The sequence below is a fragment of the Sporosarcina sp. USHLN248 genome (genome assembly GCF_037144575.1).
Taxonomy (GTDB): domain Bacteria; phylum Bacillota; class Bacilli; order Bacillales_A; family Planococcaceae; genus Sporosarcina; species Sporosarcina contaminans.
In genome coordinates, this window is sequence record NZ_JBBCZC010000015.1 from 18,069 (window position 1) to 34,572 (window position 16,504).

Annotated in this window: 14 protein-coding genes, 2 riboswitches and 1 other annotated feature; of the genes, 5 read left to right on the forward strand and 9 right to left on the reverse strand. The window is 41.1% G+C overall.

All coding sequences use genetic code 11. The features are described from left to right. Positions 1–151: 151 nt before the first annotated feature. Complete coding sequence (gene ric / locus WFH04_RS07870) at positions 152–853, reverse strand: iron-sulfur cluster repair di-iron protein (RefSeq protein ID WP_336823522.1); 702 nt, start codon at positions 851–853, stop codon at positions 152–154. Positions 854–1,153: 300 nt separating this feature from the next. Between ric and WFH04_RS07875 the strand changes: the two genes are divergently transcribed. The 3 genes from WFH04_RS07875 to WFH04_RS07885 all read left to right on the forward strand — a co-directional run bounded on the left by WFH04_RS07875 (position 1,154) and on the right by WFH04_RS07885 (position 3,960). Beyond that, positions 1,154–2,167: a LytTR family transcriptional regulator DNA-binding domain-containing protein gene (locus WFH04_RS07875; RefSeq protein WP_336823523.1), complete on the forward strand. Its 1,014-nt coding sequence runs from the start codon at positions 1,154–1,156 to the stop codon at positions 2,165–2,167. A gap of 240 nt (positions 2,168–2,407) precedes the next feature. After that, entirely contained in the window at positions 2,408–3,256 is an 849-nt protein-coding gene (locus WFH04_RS07880) for an ABC transporter ATP-binding protein (RefSeq protein ID WP_336823524.1), read from the forward strand. Beyond that, positions 3,253–3,960: an ABC transporter permease gene (locus WFH04_RS07885; protein WP_336823525.1), complete on the forward strand. Its 708-nt coding sequence runs from the start codon at positions 3,253–3,255 to the stop codon at positions 3,958–3,960. Before WFH04_RS07880 ends, WFH04_RS07885 begins: the two co-directional genes overlap by 4 nt. Positions 3,961–4,045: 85 nt before the next feature. Here the strand turns inward: WFH04_RS07885 and WFH04_RS07890 are convergent, their stop codons facing one another. From WFH04_RS07890 to WFH04_RS07915, 6 genes are all read right to left on the reverse strand, one after another. After that, positions 4,046–4,555, reverse strand: a complete 510-nt coding sequence (locus WFH04_RS07890; RefSeq protein WP_336823526.1) for a YfiT family bacillithiol transferase — start codon at positions 4,553–4,555, stop codon at positions 4,046–4,048. A gap of 153 nt (positions 4,556–4,708) precedes the next feature. Continuing rightward, positions 4,709–5,917 carry a S41 family peptidase gene (locus WFH04_RS07895; protein WP_336823527.1) on the reverse strand — a complete coding sequence of 403 codons (1,209 nt, stop codon included), beginning with the start codon at positions 5,915–5,917 and terminating at the stop codon, positions 4,709–4,711. Positions 5,918–5,983: 66 nt separating this feature from the next. After that, positions 5,984–6,808 (reverse strand): GNAT family N-acetyltransferase, encoded by an 825-nt coding sequence (locus WFH04_RS07900; protein WP_336823528.1) that lies wholly within the window; start codon positions 6,806–6,808, stop codon positions 5,984–5,986. A gap of 266 nt (positions 6,809–7,074) precedes the next feature. Then, positions 7,075–8,136 carry a ribonucleotide-diphosphate reductase subunit beta gene (locus WFH04_RS07905; RefSeq protein WP_336823529.1) on the reverse strand — a complete coding sequence of 354 codons (1,062 nt, stop codon included), beginning with the start codon at positions 8,134–8,136 and terminating at the stop codon, positions 7,075–7,077. Beyond that, positions 8,082–8,531 (reverse strand): flavodoxin, encoded by a 450-nt coding sequence (locus tag WFH04_RS07910; protein WP_336823530.1) that lies wholly within the window; start codon positions 8,529–8,531, stop codon positions 8,082–8,084. The genes WFH04_RS07905 and WFH04_RS07910 overlap by 55 nt, the downstream gene beginning before the upstream one ends. Beyond that, positions 8,516–10,738 (reverse strand): ribonucleoside-diphosphate reductase subunit alpha, encoded by a 2,223-nt coding sequence (locus WFH04_RS07915; RefSeq protein WP_336823531.1) that lies wholly within the window; start codon positions 10,736–10,738, stop codon positions 8,516–8,518. Before WFH04_RS07915 ends, WFH04_RS07910 begins: the two co-directional genes overlap by 16 nt. 176 nt (positions 10,739–10,914) lie before the next feature. Then, positions 10,915–11,095: riboswitch (cobalamin riboswitch) on the reverse strand. Positions 11,096–11,241: 146 nt separating this feature from the next. On the opposite strand from WFH04_RS07915, the gene WFH04_RS07920 reads away from it, so the two are divergent. Beyond that, positions 11,242–11,607, forward strand: a complete 366-nt coding sequence (locus tag WFH04_RS07920; protein WP_336823532.1) for a PH domain-containing protein — start codon at positions 11,242–11,244, stop codon at positions 11,605–11,607. Between the two features lie 83 nt (positions 11,608–11,690). Here the strand turns inward: WFH04_RS07920 and WFH04_RS07925 are convergent, their stop codons facing one another. Then, a complete protein-coding gene (locus WFH04_RS07925) occupies positions 11,691–12,941 on the reverse strand; it encodes an erythromycin esterase family protein (protein ID WP_336823533.1) in 1,251 nt (416 codons plus the stop codon). 570 nt (positions 12,942–13,511) lie between these two features. Further along, positions 13,512–13,727 (forward strand) — a binding site (T-box leader). A gap of 65 nt (positions 13,728–13,792) precedes the next feature. On the opposite strand from WFH04_RS07925, the gene argS reads away from it, so the two are divergent. After that, positions 13,793–15,457: an arginine--tRNA ligase gene (gene argS, locus WFH04_RS07930; RefSeq protein ID WP_336823534.1), complete on the forward strand. Its 1,665-nt coding sequence runs from the start codon at positions 13,793–13,795 to the stop codon at positions 15,455–15,457. A 43-nt stretch (positions 15,458–15,500) separates the two neighbouring features. Here the strand turns inward: argS and WFH04_RS07935 are convergent, their stop codons facing one another. Further along, a complete protein-coding gene (locus tag WFH04_RS07935; RefSeq protein WP_336823574.1) occupies positions 15,501–16,133 on the reverse strand; it encodes a hypothetical protein in 633 nt (210 codons plus the stop codon). A 153-nt stretch (positions 16,134–16,286) separates the two neighbouring features. Beyond that, positions 16,287–16,462, reverse strand: a riboswitch (cobalamin riboswitch). Positions 16,463–16,504 lie beyond the last annotated feature (42 nt).

The window sequence follows — 16,504 nt, forward strand, 5'->3', positions numbered from 1 at the left end:
AACTGCGCCCTCCCTTTTAGTACTTCTCTTTTGTTCGTAGAACCCGATCTTCGTTACCGTGTTCTCAACGATCTGCTCTAGCCCAACTTCCACTCCCATCAACAAAGCTTCGTTAATCGATGCAAAAAAATCAATTATTTTAAATTACTCATTAATTTAAATGAGTTTTCACTCGTTCAAATAGAATATTGTTTTCCAAATGGACATGTTCAAATGTATCCTTCTCCAATTGTTCGAGACGCGCATAAACGAGGCGATACGTTCCGCAGGCGTCCTTAGGCGGAGTGAAATGATTAGTAATTTCCCTTAACTCATGGAAAAGTGCACCTGTATTGTCATGCTCCTCTTCTAACTCCGCTACATGTGGTCTAAGTTTATACTTTAATTCTTCTGACGGATTCTCGAAGAATTTTAGTATCATCGGAAACACATTTAAATCCTCATCATCGGTATGATCGATCAATTCTTTGCGCAATGTATTAAAAATCTCCAGCACCTTCAATAAATGTGGATCACGTTCTCCATGCACACGGGCCACCTTTGTAACATAAGGAGACAATAACGGAAGCTCTTCACGCAAGCTTTCATGATATTTTTCTTGTATGTAAGCAACCAAAGTCTTTTCTCCGAATGAAGAAGGATGCATACTTTGGCGACTTACCCATTTCTCCTCCATTTTTTGTACCTTCGCCAGCACATCGATCGGGTCAAGCTCCCTTTGTTCCGCGGCTTCCCGAAGTGAAATTTTGCCCCCACAGCAGTAGTCAATCCGCAGCTTACGGAACAAATCAGCGCTTTGAGGCAGAACAGTAACGATTTCAGAGACATTTGTTTCAATTGTAAGTTGGCTCATCGATAACTCCTCCTTCAAATTTTCAACTCTTCTTGCTTCCCATCATAACGAAGCCTGCATGCTTCCGATATTAGGGAAATGCCTATTTCGGCAGCAATCTGTTAAAAGATGAAAGTTCGGAAGTACGAAGTCTGGTATGTTGCCGCTTCCAAGCTGACACTTTTTGTTCAAAAGTACGAATGGGATCCTTTTGATCTATCTGTTCATTACGGTCCTTCTTTTCATCAGCGCGTTTTGAAAGCACTCAAATACTGGTATACTATTTTTAGAAAAAAGAGTTCAAAAAACGGGGGCTATGATGTGTCACTTCACTTTATCAAAGCAGAAAAGCGGGTTCTTGATTCGGTCATCTTCCCTGCTTTTGATTTATTGGTCAATCCAGGAAAAATTGCGGCTGTGCATTCAAGCGTCAATATCCGTGAACAGTTGATCGAACTGTTGCTTGGAAGAACGGTGTTATCAAATGGAGAAATTTTAATTGGTGGGAGTAGCTTTTCGGAAAAGAAATTAACAATTGGTTTTCTTTTTTTGCAGAGTGGATTATATGAAAGGTTAACTGTTGAAGAAATGTTGCGGTTCACACAGAGGCTATATCATTCAGATACATCTGTAGATGGGACAATCCGTACGATTCAATTGGAAGCGAAGCGTAAAGTGAAAATTAAACAATTATCCTTTTCAGAAAGAAAACGGGTTCAATTTGGCTGTGTACTTTTACAGGATCCAGATATCTTTCTATTAGAGGAACCTGACCAAAACATTGATCTTGAATCAAAACGTATTTTTCTATCGATCCTCCAGTCGCTTAAAAAACGTGGAAAAACGATATTCATTTTGACAATGAACCTCGAAAGCGCAATTACGAGCGCAGATGAAGTGTACCGTTTAGATGAAAACGGTTTACACAATGTTTCGATCGAAAACCCAAAAGAAGATATAGAGGAAACTATAGCAGAGCCGATACTTATTCAGCCTGTCCGTTTAGAAAAAATACCGACGAAAGTAAACGATAAAATCGTGTTATTTGATCCGTTGGAGATTGACTACATAGAAAGCAGTGATGGGCAATCTTTTTTACATATAAAAGGAGAATCCTTTCCAAGCGTTTTCACATTAAATGATTTAGAAGAGCGACTGTCGCCGTTCGGCTTTTTCCGTTGCCATCGGTCATATATCGTCAATTTGCAAAAGGTTCGGGAAATTATTACGTGGACAAGAAACAGCTACAGTCTCATATTAGATGATGCCCCAAAATCAAATGTGCCATTGTCAAAAACAAAAATGGCTACGTTAAGAGATAGGTTAGGGCTCTAATTTGTAGAATCATGTTTTATTTCCCCGGAAATAATTCGACGAAATGTGACTTATCCATGGAAATTTCAAGTCAAAATAGACTCCGTTCATAAAAAAAACAATTTCATTCAACCGGAAAATTGCTCTTATTAGATGCCAATTCGCTCTTTTCACGGAGAATATAATGCCCCTTCTCCCGCACTCCTATAAGCTTGAATCAGGTTAGCAAATCGACCTCAAAACGACATAGGGGGAAGCGAGATGGAAAACATTATAGAAGTTGAACGACTGGAAAAGATTTTCGCCAATCAAACTGCAATAGAAAGTGTCAGTTTCCAAGTTAAAAAAGGCGAAATTTTTGGTTTCTTAGGGCCGAGTGGTTCAGGAAAAACAACTACTATTAAAATATTGACAGGACAGTTAAACCCGACGAGCGGCGTTGCGAAGGTGTTCGGAGAACCAGTCTCAATGTTAAAGAAGCCTGCTTTTCGAAAGCGATTTGGCGTGTTGACTGACAATAGTGGCCTATATGTACGATTATCAATTTACGATAATTTGAAGCTCTATTGCGATTTATATGATGTGCCTCATAAGAAAATCGAAGAAGTGTTGGAATCTGTCAATTTAGTAGATGAGAAATCAAAACGGGTTGCTGCATTATCAAAAGGAATGAAACAAAGAGTGACGCTTGCTCGTGCTTTGCTACATGAGCCTGAACTCCTATTTTTGGATGAACCAACATCGGCATTAGATCCTGCGAATACGGTGCATATTTACAAAGGGCTGCGTGCTCTTAATGAAAAAGGAACGACCATTTTTCTGACGACGCATGATATGCACGAGGCAGAAACGCTATGTAATCGAATTGCATTCCTAAATAAAGGGAAAATCCAGTTATTGGATACACCAAATAATCTTAGAAAGCAACATTCTGATTCAACGATTACAGTTGAACTGAAAAATGATGAAAAGCTTGTTATTCCGACAGGTGTTGAGGGAGCCCAAGTTTTGTTTGAGCATATGAAACGAAATGAAGTAGCAACGATTCATTCGAATGAGCCGACTTTAGGGGATATTTTTGTAAAAGTGACTGGGAGGGAACTAATATGACATTTTCATGGAAGCGGATGAGCGCAATTTTAATTAAGGATTATAAGGACTTTTCACGGAATATGGCTGTATCAGTCGTCATTTTCATGCCGCCTTTATTAGCTGCCTTTTACGGCAGGATAGGTGTCGAATCGCTTGACGCGTACTATATGATTTTCAATATGACGTTTGCAATGGTCGGCGCATTTGTGCAAAGCTGCTTAATTGCTGAAGAAAAGGAAAAGAATACGTTGCGTGGCCTTATGCTATCACCTGCCAACACTGCTGAAATATTGAGCGGCAAAAGTTTGCTATCATTCATTCTAACGATGGTCGTTATCGTAGTCAGCGCATTCCTTAGCGATTACTATCCGCAAAACATTTTTGTTATTACTCTATCGTTCATCATTTCCGCTCTTTTCTACATTGCTTTAGGCACATTAGTTGGCCTTTTCGCAAAATCAGTAATGGAAGCATCCGTCTATGTATTGCCCGTCATCGGCATATTCACATTCGGTTCATTCATCGCTGTATTTGCCGACAAATATCCTGTATTAAAGGCGGCTAACTATATGCCGAACGCCCAGCTAATCGAAATTGCCACCGCTGTGGAAACAGGTGCAGGATTCGGTGATGTCTTATCGAATCTGGTTGTTATTCTTGCCTGGGTTGTTGTATTTGCAGTTTTGACGATCGCTATTTATCGGAAGAGGATGGTAGATTAAGCGAAAATCGATTATTGTATGCAAAATCGCAAACAAAACCGCTCCTATTCCGAGCGGTTTTGCTGCCTATTAGATACATATGATGTCATTTGGATAATGCGATTTTTATATGGGCCAAATGATGCTCTTCGTGCCAACAAAGCTTTGCAATTTTTGTTGCAACTGCGATTTCACCGTTTTCTTGATGAGTGAAAATCCGCTCCAATTGATTCTCGGTTAAGTGATGACCTAAAGATACGACGCGCTCGTTGATTCCTTCCAACATTTTAATCGAACTTTCTACAGGCAAGTTGGTATCCGGCTGGACAGCCCATTTGTCTTGATCAAAGGCGGGCACTACGGGATTTTCATCAGTTAAAGCCAACTTCAAACGTTGATACATATTTAACTGGGAATCCGCAATATGATGAACAAGTTGACGAACTGTCCAGCTGCCATCACGATAAGTTTTGCTTAATTCCTCATCGTTTAATGAGTCAACAGTGTCTCGCAATCGGTCCGTATAGGTTTCGATTTCCTTTAACCATTTTTGAACATCTTCGAAATTTACTTTTTCAGGAACTTGTAATTTCCCAATCGGAAATTGCACATCCATTTTAAATCCCCCTTTTCATAATTAAATAGGTCATTCCCTCTTCTTCCTATTCATTAATTTTCACCATTTCCAAACGTAACCAAGATGCCCTTCCTTTACTGTTCAAAATAGAAGCAGTATCTATAAAAAACATTTCGATTCAACATAAGTGATTTAGTTCTGATTAACAATTGAATCAAGTGCCCTTTCCAATTGCCGATCCTCTTCATTTAAAAGCTCTTCTGCTGTTTTCGATATAGGCATATCAATTAGTAAAGTATTCTTTTCATCCTTAGTGGCTGGTCTTATAAATTTTGTTTGGGAGATTGCAATCTTTATATTTGAATTCGGCAATTCAATCAGTAATGGATCGCCAAAATGTGTAGGGTTTTGACCCACTGGTCCCCCTATAATTTTACCCAAACCATTATCTTTCATAATAGTTGCAAACATTGCACCAGAACTAAAAGTTCCCGAATCCGTAAGAATATAAATATCTTTTGAATAATCACCGTTATGTTGCCTTACAGATGAATCGTTGTAAAGTCTGTAGGAATCAACATTTAAGTGTTTCAAAAAAGAATTTATAACTCTTGAATCCCCACCGCTATTAAACCTTAAATCAATTAAAATACTTTCTATATTGTTTTTATCCACGGAGTCAAAAAATTGATCAATTGTCGATTCATAATGTTGATTATATATTGAATCAACTAGTTTAAAATATCCTATTTTAATACTGTTTTGCATTTTTATTTCCCAGTTATAGGGAGGTCCCTCTTTGTCTTTCTCAATTTTATCAAAGCCTATTTCATATTCTATTATTTCACCATCTCTTTCTACTGTTAAAATGATTTTGTTTTGTTCCAAAAGGCCCAGCGACTCCAGCAAAAAATCCAGGGTCAGAAAATTAATCTGGTGCTGAAACCAAGCTTCATTATCATAAGATATATATTTTCTTAGCTCATTTATTACTACGTTTATATTTTTCCCTGATATTTGAAGGACCTTATCCCCTTTTTTTGCCACTTGACTGCTACTACTGATAATAATAATTTCCGAATCCAAATTCAAAAGTTGAATCGGTAATTTAGTCGTTTTCTCATCTATTAACACACCTGTATGGGAATCCTCAAGTATTGCGAGTATCTCCATTATCTTCACCTTAAAATAATTTTCGGATACTTCTTCTGTTAGTGAACTTCTATATTCATCTACTTTTTTTGAGACATATTCAATTTTCTCTATATCCGGATGAATTTCATTAAGTTTTTCATTCAGATAATTTAGATCCTCTTTCAATTCCTTCACATTCAAATGATTACTTTGATTGGAACAACTAACCAGTAACAGAAATAACATTAATATAGATAATTTTTTCAATCATTATCACCATCAAAGCCTTATACATAGTTTTATTTATAGCACAATAAAACTGGAAATGAACAATCACTCCAATGGAAACTCATATCCAACATAGTTAAACACATTTTTAAACCCTAAGCTTTCTGCGACAGCAACAGAAGGTTTGTTCATTTCCATGCAATCCCAATAGGGAATGATCTTGTTCTCCAGACAATCTTTTACGAAACGATGGGCGATCCTTTGGGCTAGTTTTTTCCTTTGATGAGCCTTTACGGTTTCAATATGAATGCCATGAACATTGTCAGCGACAAAACCTGAAAAACAAACACTTACGACTTCATTTTGATGAATGATACAGTACCCTTTTCCACTTCTAAAGAAAGCTTCAACTGAGGGCCAAAACTCTACTATTTTTGATTGCAAAAAGTCAATATTTTTTATGGATTCATCAGTAAAAAGCTCTTCCTCGATCTGCAACACTTCATATCCGAACTCTGTAATGGGTACGGATTGTTCTCGATAATCTTCCAGGTGTAGTGTATAAACCTTTTGATTCCAACTTCCCAACTTACGATGCTCAAATATTGCCTCTATGACAGGACCCCATTTTTCATGATTACCCATTGCTTCAAACCATTTCAATTGGACTTTTTTAGCTTCCGGTCTAATTGTATTGTCAATAAATCCATTTATTTCGCTAGTGAAACTCTCGTTTTGTTCACTTCCAAAAAATATGAATCCATCATTATTCCCTAACCATATCAGTCCTGATGCAGGATTGTTGCCATCATCCACAAAAATACGGCCCGGATTTATATTTTCAACAACTGCTAACGCTTCTAATTGCCCTTGTTCGTGTAATATTTTTCTGCATTTGCGATATTCGGCTTTATCCAATTCTATGATCATAGTACGTCTCCCTCCTCTTTTATTTCTTATTTGCCAATGCTATTTCTACCAACCCTGTAGCTCGTATAACTATATATGAGACACTAAAATAATTATACACTGAATTGTTCAATTTTACTTAACTGTCTATAAAGTATTGTGACAATAGAGTTCTATGTCAATTGAATGAATGGCAACGCAAAAAGGATACAAATTCATTCCGAATTGTATCCCAATGCTATTTATTTTATGAGTTCTTACTTTTATCGCACTGAAAACGGAACGCCTTACAAATCATCAAACCCATTCAAATCGCTCGTCTTCACGTATTGTCTTGACGTCTGTTCAAAGAAATCCGTTTTCGTGTCATCAAAATTATCGACGTAGGCGCGGATCCATTTCATCGGATTGTCCGTGAATTCCGGGTAGATTTCGCTTAATCCCAACATGCGAAGCATTTTGTTGGCGCGGTATTTCACGTAACCCGCCATTTCATCGAGATCGATGCCTTCGATGTCTTTCAATACATAGCGGCTCCAGATGATCTCCTGATCGACAGAATGACGGAATTGATCGTAAATCCACTCTGTGAACTGTTCGGTGTTGTACTCCGGATTTTCAGATAGTGCGGCACGGAAAATGTCACTAATTGCCTTGCCATGCTGGAGCTCGTCACGGTTAATATAAGAAATCATCGTAGACGTTCCAACCATTTTCTGATGGCGTGCCAAATTATAAAAGAAAGCGAATCCGCTGTAGAAAAAGAGTCCTTCCAACAATGTTGTGTAGATCATTGCCTTCAGCACTGTTTCAATCGTTGGATTTTCTGCAAATTCGTTGTAAATATCCACAATCCGCTCATTCCGTTTCATAAGCACTTCATCGGTACGTCCCATTTCAAAAGAAGCTGTCTGCTTGTCCAACGTCGTGACCGACGATAAGACGTATGCATAACTATGGTTATGCTCGCTCTCCTGGTCGGCGATTGTCGCCATAATCGATTTGACGGATGGATCCGTTGCAAAGTCTGCAATTTTCATCGCAATAACGGTTTGCGGACCGTCCAACGTTGCAAGCAAACCAATGATTTTCAGAAACGCTTCTTGTTCACCTTTCGATAAATTCGGGAATTGCTTAACATCTTGTGTCATATCCACTTCATTTGCCGTCCAGAAAAGTGCACGGATGCGCTGGCGCAGTGTATAGAAATGCGGATGCGCCAAGTCATTCCAGTTTAAAATGCCGCTTGCCTTTCCTCCGAAAATTGCCGTTGATTTGTTTGGATGTGCTGGATTCAGCACTTTAACGCGTGTAAGTGTTTCCAATGTTGCACTACTCCTTTCGACCATTCAATGACTGTTTGCTCCTGTGAACCGCGCGGACTTTGCTCGATTTTGAGCGGTGCAATGGCAGAATGATAAAACCACGCCAATTTGACTGCCGCATTACAAAAGAGATCATCTCCGCCAAATTGTGTATCGCCAGTTCCGAAGACATATACATGCTCCGGTTTGTAGCCAACGTCTGCGACGAAATCTTTCACTTCGTCAGGCGTCGCTCCCCGGTCCCAAGTAAAGCTGCCGATGATCATTGCATCAAACTGCCGAACATCCGGGACAGGGACCGTACCGATGCGATGTACTACTACATCTATTCCCCCTTGTAACAGCGTCTCCTCGATGATTTCCGCCACTTCCTCTGTATTGCCGCTCCAAGATGCATAAGCGATTAAGAATGGCACCATTCACACTCCTCTATATCCGAAGCGGTCGACCGCATGTAATAAGAAGTTTTCATGTTTGATTCCCATGCTTGTAAATGGAGGTCAAGCAACACAGAAGCCCGGATATTATTCGGAACATAAATATTAAATGAAATCGACTGATCAATATGTCGCTGCCTTGCTGCATTTTGCTTGATGGACCAGCGTTGATCGACTACATACGCGGATCTACGATAGACATCGTACGTATTATGATCTAAATCCGGGGCAATGACAGGAAGTCTATAATCTTTCTTTTCTTCATGATAGAACGGCTTGAAAATCGGATCGATCGAAGCAGTCGAGCCAGCAATGACCGATGTTGAACTATTCGGGGCAACCGCCATTACGTAGCCGTTGCGCATACCGTTTGTTGCGACATCGACTCGCAGTTCACGCCACTGCATCGAATCATAGCCCCTCCGCTCAAAGTATGTTCCCGTTTGCCAGTCGGATCCTTCGAATAAAGGATATGCCCCTTTTTCCTTTGAAAGTTCCATTGAGGATTTGATTGTCAAATATGCGATCTTTTCATAAAGCTGATCCGCCAATTGTACTGCCTCTTCCGATTCCCATCGGATATTGTAAATTGCCAAAAGGTGATGCCAGCCGAATGTTCCAAGGCCGATGCCGCGATAATTCCCGTTTGTCCGTTGTGCCTGAAGCACCGGGATTTTATTCAGCTCGATGACGTTGTCCAACATCCGCACTTGAATTGGAATCAGCCTTTCTAAAACGCCTGCTGGAACCGCTTTTCCAAGATTGATAGAGGAGAGATTGCATACGACAAAGTCTCCCGCTTTCGATTTCGTAACGATGACATCATCTTCAAGCTTCACAGATTCAAACGTCGTTGCGCTCATGTTTTGAAGGATTTCTGAACATAAGTTACTTGAATAGACGATTCCTTCATGCTTATTCGGATTCATGCGGTTCACTTCATCGCGATAAAACATGAACGGCGTACCCGTTTCAAGCTGGCTGCGCATAATACGCTTCATGATTTCAATCGCGGGAACGGTTTCTTTTGTTAATTCCGGATGATTGACGCATTCCTCATACTTCTCACGGAATGAGCCGCTTCCTCGCTTTTCATCATAGTAATCTTCAAGAGAATAGCCCATCACTGTGCGCACTTCATGCGGATCAAACAAATGCCAGTCTCCCCTGCTTTTTACCTTCTCCATAAACAAATCAGGAAGGCAGACGCCTGTAAAGATGTCATGCGCACGCAATCTTTCATCTCCGTTGTTCAATTTCAAATCCAAAAAAGTATAAATGTCTCGATGCCACACATCCAAATAAACCGCGACTGCGCCTTGTCTTTGCCCCAATTGGTCAACGCTCACTGCCGTATTGTTCAATTGTTTAATCCAAGGTAAAACACCGCTCGATGCACCTTTAAAACCTCGAATCGCAGCTCCGCGAGAGCGTACTTTTCCCATATAAACCCCGATGCCACCACCATACTTGGATAAGTTCGCAACATCCGTGTTGCTGTTATAAATACCTAACAATGAATCATCAACCGTGTCGATGAAGCAGCTCGACAACTGGCCATGCGGCTTGCCCGCGTTCGCAAGCGTCGGTGTCGCAACAGTCATATATAAATTGCTCATCGCCCAATAAGCTTCCGCAATTTTGACATTCCGGTCGTCCGTTTCATTTTGCATTAGCGTCATCGCAATGACGAGCCAACGTTCCTGCGGCAATTCAACAGGACGCTTGTTATAGTCAACTGCTGCATAGCGGTCCATTAAAGTTTTCAAACCGATATATGTAAATAGCTTGTCCCTTTCCGGGTCGATCAATTTCCCAATAGCAGAAAGCTCCTCGCGCGTGTACTTCTCCAAAAGTTCGGGCGCATAAAGACCCTTTGCAACAAGATCTTCAACATGTGCAACAAAATCCGAATAAGGCTCGCGTCCACATAACTGCTTTATTTGTGTATACATTTCCCGCAAATAAAGCCTCGCTGCCACGAATGTCCAATAGCCAGAAACTTCATCAATATTGCTAAGTGCTTCCAAAATCATTGCTTTTGTCCACTCGGAATCACTGTGTCCCGGATTACGCTCTTTATAGCGTTCGCTAGCCTTTTCTAATAATGCAATTTTATCGTACCCAAACTCTTCCTGTAGCGCTGTCAGTCTCTCTTCAACTGCTGTTTTTCTCGTAAAAATGGTCATCTTTTGATTCTCCCTCCTAAAATGAAACGCAAAAAAGCGATGATGCCACCTCTTCGGCAGCGTCATCGCGCATAGATGTTGTGTAGGAAACAATTCGGGAAGCCCTCATTTACACTTTCATGAAAAATGAAAACAGCAAACCCGCTCGCTTCCACCTCTCAACCCCCGAAGAAAGTGTTGCTTGACGACGGACGGCAGGTCTCCTGGCTAACGCTTCATTCTCCCGTCTCCCTTCCCGCAATCACGATTGCAGTGGTTTTCAAGACGGTCGTCGGCGATTACAGTTGCGGGGACAGCTCCGGATTTCCGGATTCCCTTTTTAAACCGATAACGGTACCATTCCATCGTTCAATACTATATATTGTGTCTTATGTACATCTACTACCCTAACATGTTGTGGTTTAATCGTAAATAGGTAAAAAGATATTTTGAAAGTTTTTTAGCTTTTTCTATACTTTTGATCTTTCATATGTGATGATAAATAGAAAAAAGGAGAATTGCAAATGGCCGATTTAACAGCTATTACAGCTTGGACATTCACAGAAGAAGTACCCGTTCCAGATGACATCGCTGAATTACTTATTGAAGGTGAAGTTGCCGAAGTTGCATACAAAACAATTCGTGATGTTGCAGTTGTTACGAACAAAAGATTTATAATTGCGGACAAACAAGGACTTTCGGGCAAAAAAGTTGAAATCTATACGATACCTTTCAGCTCAATCATTATGTATTCAAGTGAAAATGCAGGAAAAATTGATTTGAATGCTGAAATTGAATTATGGACAAAAGCAGGCAAGCTTAAATTAAATTTGAATAAAAAAGTTGATATCCGTAAATTAGATAAAATCATCGCAAATGCAATCTTATAAAATCACCAACAATCCAATAAAAAAGGACACTCAAACTGGATTCCGTAAAGCTTTGATTCCACTGAATCCAGTTTGAATACTTTTTACAAAGGCTCCAACGCATTCGTCCTATCCATGAACATAAACCCGTCGTAACGGCTGCCAACCCTTGACGATACATAGTTCCCATACGCTTCAAACTCCGGGTTATAGACAACTCCGATAGCGCGATGGCCAATCCATTCATTGAATAAATGACGGTTTTCCTCTGTAAACAAGATAACTTGATCCTTAGGATTCGCTGCATGCATCTGCCCTTCCCATGAGTTGAATTTGGCGGGTGGAACGTTCATTTTTTGATGAGGCTCCCCCCAGCCTTCGCCAGCAATGACGCATCCTTCATACGTTCCGAAGCCGATGGCAAATGTGTCCTTCCTTCCATACTTTTCGCGGATGAGCTGCCCGACATTAATCATTTTATGGTCGGCCATCGAAGTTTCCGAAGCATCGCCGACATGAGTATTGTGCTCCCAAATGATGATTTTTGCATCGTCGCCATGGTAGTTCAAAATCTCGTCGATCGCCTCCATCATATGCATATCGCGTATATTCCAAGAGATGGCGTCGTCCTGCATCATCGCCCGATAATATGATTCTGCATTTTTCGCGACTAATGCATTCATCGTCATATTCAAGTCCTTCTCCTGCTCATTCAAATAAAGATCCTCATGGCTACGGATCGTTGTCAGCAAACTGGAAACTTCACTTATGCACTCATCCGTGAAGTGGGCAGTCGACAGCGCATAATGCTCTGGCATCCGGTTATACGGCTCAAAACAGGAGAACGCCTTTTTCGCCAACTCCAAATCCGCTTGAAACTGTGGATTCTCTCTTAGAAATCGAAGCAATTCATCGATTGATTCATATAGGCTATACATATCGATTCCGTAAAATCCTGTTTTATTTGCTGCAGCTTTTCCTTCATTTTCACGTTTCAACCACTCAACAAGCACCGCAACTTCTTCATTCGCCCACATCCAAGTCGGCCAGCGATTGAAGGATTGTTTCAGCAATTGCTGAGCGGATTTTCCTTCTTTATCAAAACCTTTCACATAGCGATTGACCGCTTGGGCGGACGGCCAATCTCCTTCTACCGCAATAATAGTGAACCCTTTTTCTTGAATAAGCCGTTTGGATAATGCCATGCGAACTTTGTAAAACTCAGAAGTTCCATGCGTTGCTTCACCGAGCAGGACCATTCGGGCATCCCCAATTGTGTTCAAAACTATCTCAAGTGCTTGATCATTTAACGGGAAGGCATACTCTTGGATGGCAGACACTAATCTTTTCGACAAACTAATCCCCTCCTCTATCGATAGCATACCCATGGTGGCAGTATGGAAACCGAGAAGGATGAATCAAGTCTATTTCAACGAAGATTTCTTCATAGAAAATGTTTACCTCCGATTCACGTACGTTTACCACCGATACGGGCGTGTTTACCAACGATTCGAGCAATTAGTCATCGAAAGGCTACAATTCGAGATGATTTGGAATGAATTTCTGGCCATTTCCTATAGTGAGAAACGTATCACCACTCTGATAATCGTTATCACTGCTCAGCCAAGATTTATCACCATTTGACCAATATTCCCCATAAAAACAACCCAGACTGTAGACAAAGTATCTTTTTACTTTGTCTACAGTTCTTTTAAGGTTTGTAGTCATGAGATAGGTGGTTGCCCAGCTTGGCTTGAAAACGCTTGTCAGACAAGGCGCGAAGTCGAGCGAAGACCCCACCTAACAGGATCGATAAGATATATTTCATTCCGAAACCTCCCACTTTTGAAGTTAGACGGATGAATCGTGTTGAAGTTACGACAATTCCCTATTGACACTCCATTCCCAATTTGATACATTCAATTACAATATCTACGATGAAGAGAGTAATGGACGATATTCCTTTAAGCGAATCGGGGGTGGTGGAAGCCCGATGGTAAACGTTCATGAAGCGCACTTCGGAGATGCTTTTCTGAATGAAGTAGGAGAAGCCGGTGTCTCGCCGTTAGGAGAAAGGGGCCTCTATCCAAACTTATAGAGGTAATTTGAGTGGTACCGCGGAACAAGCTTTCGTCTCATTTATTTGAGACGGAGGCTTTTTATATTTAGTCCAAGAAAAGCATGACAGGTGAAAGGGGTTCATCAAATGAAAAACGATATTCTTTCAGCATTGCAAGCCGCTAGTCCAGTTACAATAACAGAGCAGATGATTGAGCGTCCCTCGCAAGCGGGGTTAGGCGATTTTGCTTTGCCAACATTTCCATTCGCAAAGGAGCTGCGTACTCCTCCAAAATTGATTGCCGAACAGATCGCTAATGCGATCAACCATCCTGCTATTCAAAGAGCAGAAGCTGTAAACGGCTACGTGAATTTATTTCTCAATCGTTCATCCATCGCCCAAAACTTGCTGGACACGATTGGAGAGCAGAAAGCTTCCTATGGTTCTTTGAATGAAGGCAACGGTGCCAATGTACCGATCGATATGTCTTCTCCTAACATTGCAAAGCCTTTTTCCATGGGGCATCTCCGATCGACTGTTATTGGCAACTCCATTGCTTTGCTGCTCGAAAAGATCGGCTATCGTCCGATTAAAATCAATCATATCGGCGACTGGGGAACTCAGTTCGGAAAACTGCTCACTGCCTACCGCAAATGGGGAAATGAAGTCGAAGTCCGCCAAGCGCCTATTAAGACACTATTGCAGCTTTACATCCGTTTCCATGAAGAAGCGGAAGAAGATCCTACCCTCAATGATGAAGGAAGAGCTGCGTTCAAAGCACTTGAAGAAGGAGACGAAGATGCACTTTCGCTTTGGGAATGGTTTAAAACGGAATCATTAAAGGAATTTCAACGCATATATGATTTGCTCGGAGTTTCTTTCGACTCAACTAACGGAGAAGCTTATTACAACGACAAAATGGAGCCTGTCGTTGAAGAGCTATCCGCTAAAGGATTGTTAGTAGAGTCCGATGGAGCATTAGTCGTGGAGCTGTCGGAAGGGATGCCGCCAAGTTTAATCAAAAAATCAGATGGCGCTACTCTCTATGCAACTCGCGATTTAGCCGCTGCATTGGAACGGAAAAAAGTGTATGATTTCACGAAAGCGATTTACGTAGTAGGAAATGAACAAAGCCTTCATTTCACCCAATTAAAGCAAGTGTTGCAAAAGATGGGCTATGACTGGGCAAATACGATTCACCATGTCTCATTCGGCTTCATATTGAAGGACGGAAAAAAGATGTCGACCCGGAAAGGAAAGATCGTTCTGTTAGAAGAAGTTCTGTCGGAAGCAATTTCGCTTGCTGAGCATACAATTGCTGAAAAAAATCCTACACTGTTCAATAAAAACGAAGTTGCACAAGCAGTTGGCGTCGGCGCAATTATTTTTAGCGATTTGAAACAGCATCGCAAGCATGACATCGAATTCAACTTAAGCAGCATGCTTCAAACCGAAGGAGAAACCGGACCTTACATTCAATATACGCATGCAAGGGCAAATTCCATTTTGCGCAAGGCTGGTATTACCGGACCGTTTACAGTTGAACAAGTGAATGACTATGAATGGGCGATTTTCAAGCTACTATATGCTTTTCCGTCTGTCGTGAAACGGGCAGCAGAAGATTTGGATCCTTCCATCGTAGCTAAATATGCAATTGACCTTTCACAATCATTCAATTCATTTTACGGAAACGTCCATATCCTTTCCGACTTGCCGTTAAAAAATTATAGAATCGCACTTGTTCAAAGCGTTGCTACTGTCCTACAGGAATCATTACGCCTTTTAGGGATGAAAGCACCAAAAGAGATGTAATTCATTATAGGGAATAGAACTTGATTTTACCCACGGTGGCGTATTAAGTTCTTTCCCAGCTGCATTTTGTCATTTGAATGCCTAATCTCCAAGCATTCAAATGATCACGCAGCAAGTCTTCCTCTCGCAGCGATATTCGGCGTGGCAATATTCGTTGTTTGAAACTTCCATTCAACCAATGCTGCTCCGGAAAACGCAAAGTCTCCTTGCATTGATTTCCACATAATCGATTCGCGCTGTCCCGATAAAAGAATGCTGGCCCACCTGAAGCTATTTGGCATTGCAAAAGATGTTTCATAAGGCTGACGGCAGATACTTCAACTTTTCGGATTATAGGGTGCTGTACGCAGGCATCATACTTCTCGTGAAATGCACCGATTTCTTTTTCATCATAAACATCTGGTAACGAAAACCCCATAACCTCCTTAATCTGTCTTAAATCAAATATAAAAAATGATCCATCCGCTTCCACTTGCCGCATAAACAAGTCAGGAATGCAGACCCCTTTCAACGGCAACTCATTCGATAGAAAGGCGAAAACATCAAGATGGAAAATGTCTATATAAAGCCGACTGAAATTACTATTCATTGCCATCATCGCCTTTTGCAATGGAGCCTCTCCAACATAATCCATATAGAGCATTGAACTGAATTCTTCCGCGGTGTGCAGTCTCATCACATTGTCTCCTCCCACTAAAAAGCGATCTGTTCCACCAATCGGGTGGAGCAGATCGCTCATATTGTTCGTAGGAAACTAAACGGAATCGGCCGAAAAAATGCCATGCCGAAAAATCCGTTCGCTCCCCCCTCTCAACCCCCGAAGAAAGTGTCGCTTCAACGATAGACGGCAGGTCTCCTGGCTTTCGCTTCATCCTTCCTCCCTGCCTTCCCGTCTTTTGACAGTGGCATTTAGGGGGAAGTCGGCGATTACAGTTGCGGGGACAGCTCCGGATTTCCGGATTCCCTATTAAACCGATTTCGGTACCGCTCTATCGTTCATATTCGTATTCTTTTACTTCATTTTACCATCAATTGACCGCAATGCAA

Bases quoted from the DNA above. Each gene is read 5' to 3' on its own strand.
- ric (WP_336823522.1), bottom strand. From the start codon at position 853: ATGAGCCAACTTACAATTGAAACAAATGTCTCTGAAATCGTTACTGTT.
- WFH04_RS07880 (WP_336823524.1), top strand. From the start codon at position 2,408: ATGGAAAACATTATAGAAGTTGAACGACTGGAAAAGATTTTCGCCAAT.
- WFH04_RS07885 (WP_336823525.1), top strand. From the start codon at position 3,253: ATGACATTTTCATGGAAGCGGATGAGCGCAATTTTAATTAAGGATTAT.
- WFH04_RS07890 (WP_336823526.1), bottom strand. From the start codon at position 4,555: ATGGATGTGCAATTTCCGATTGGGAAATTACAAGTTCCTGAAAAAGTA.
- WFH04_RS07900 (WP_336823528.1), bottom strand. From the start codon at position 6,808: ATGATCATAGAATTGGATAAAGCCGAATATCGCAAATGCAGAAAAATA.
- WFH04_RS07905 (WP_336823529.1), bottom strand. From the start codon at position 8,136: ATGGTCGAAAGGAGTAGTGCAACATTGGAAACACTTACACGCGTTAAA.
- WFH04_RS07910 (WP_336823530.1), bottom strand. From the start codon at position 8,531: ATGGTGCCATTCTTAATCGCTTATGCATCTTGGAGCGGCAATACAGAG.
- WFH04_RS07915 (WP_336823531.1), bottom strand. From the start codon at position 10,738: ATGACCATTTTTACGAGAAAAACAGCAGTTGAAGAGAGACTGACAGCG.
- WFH04_RS07920 (WP_336823532.1), top strand. From the start codon at position 11,242: ATGGCCGATTTAACAGCTATTACAGCTTGGACATTCACAGAAGAAGTA.
- argS (WP_336823534.1), top strand. From the start codon at position 13,793: ATGAAAAACGATATTCTTTCAGCATTGCAAGCCGCTAGTCCAGTTACA.
- WFH04_RS07935 (WP_336823574.1), bottom strand. From the start codon at position 16,133: ATGAGACTGCACACCGCGGAAGAATTCAGTTCAATGCTCTATATGGAT.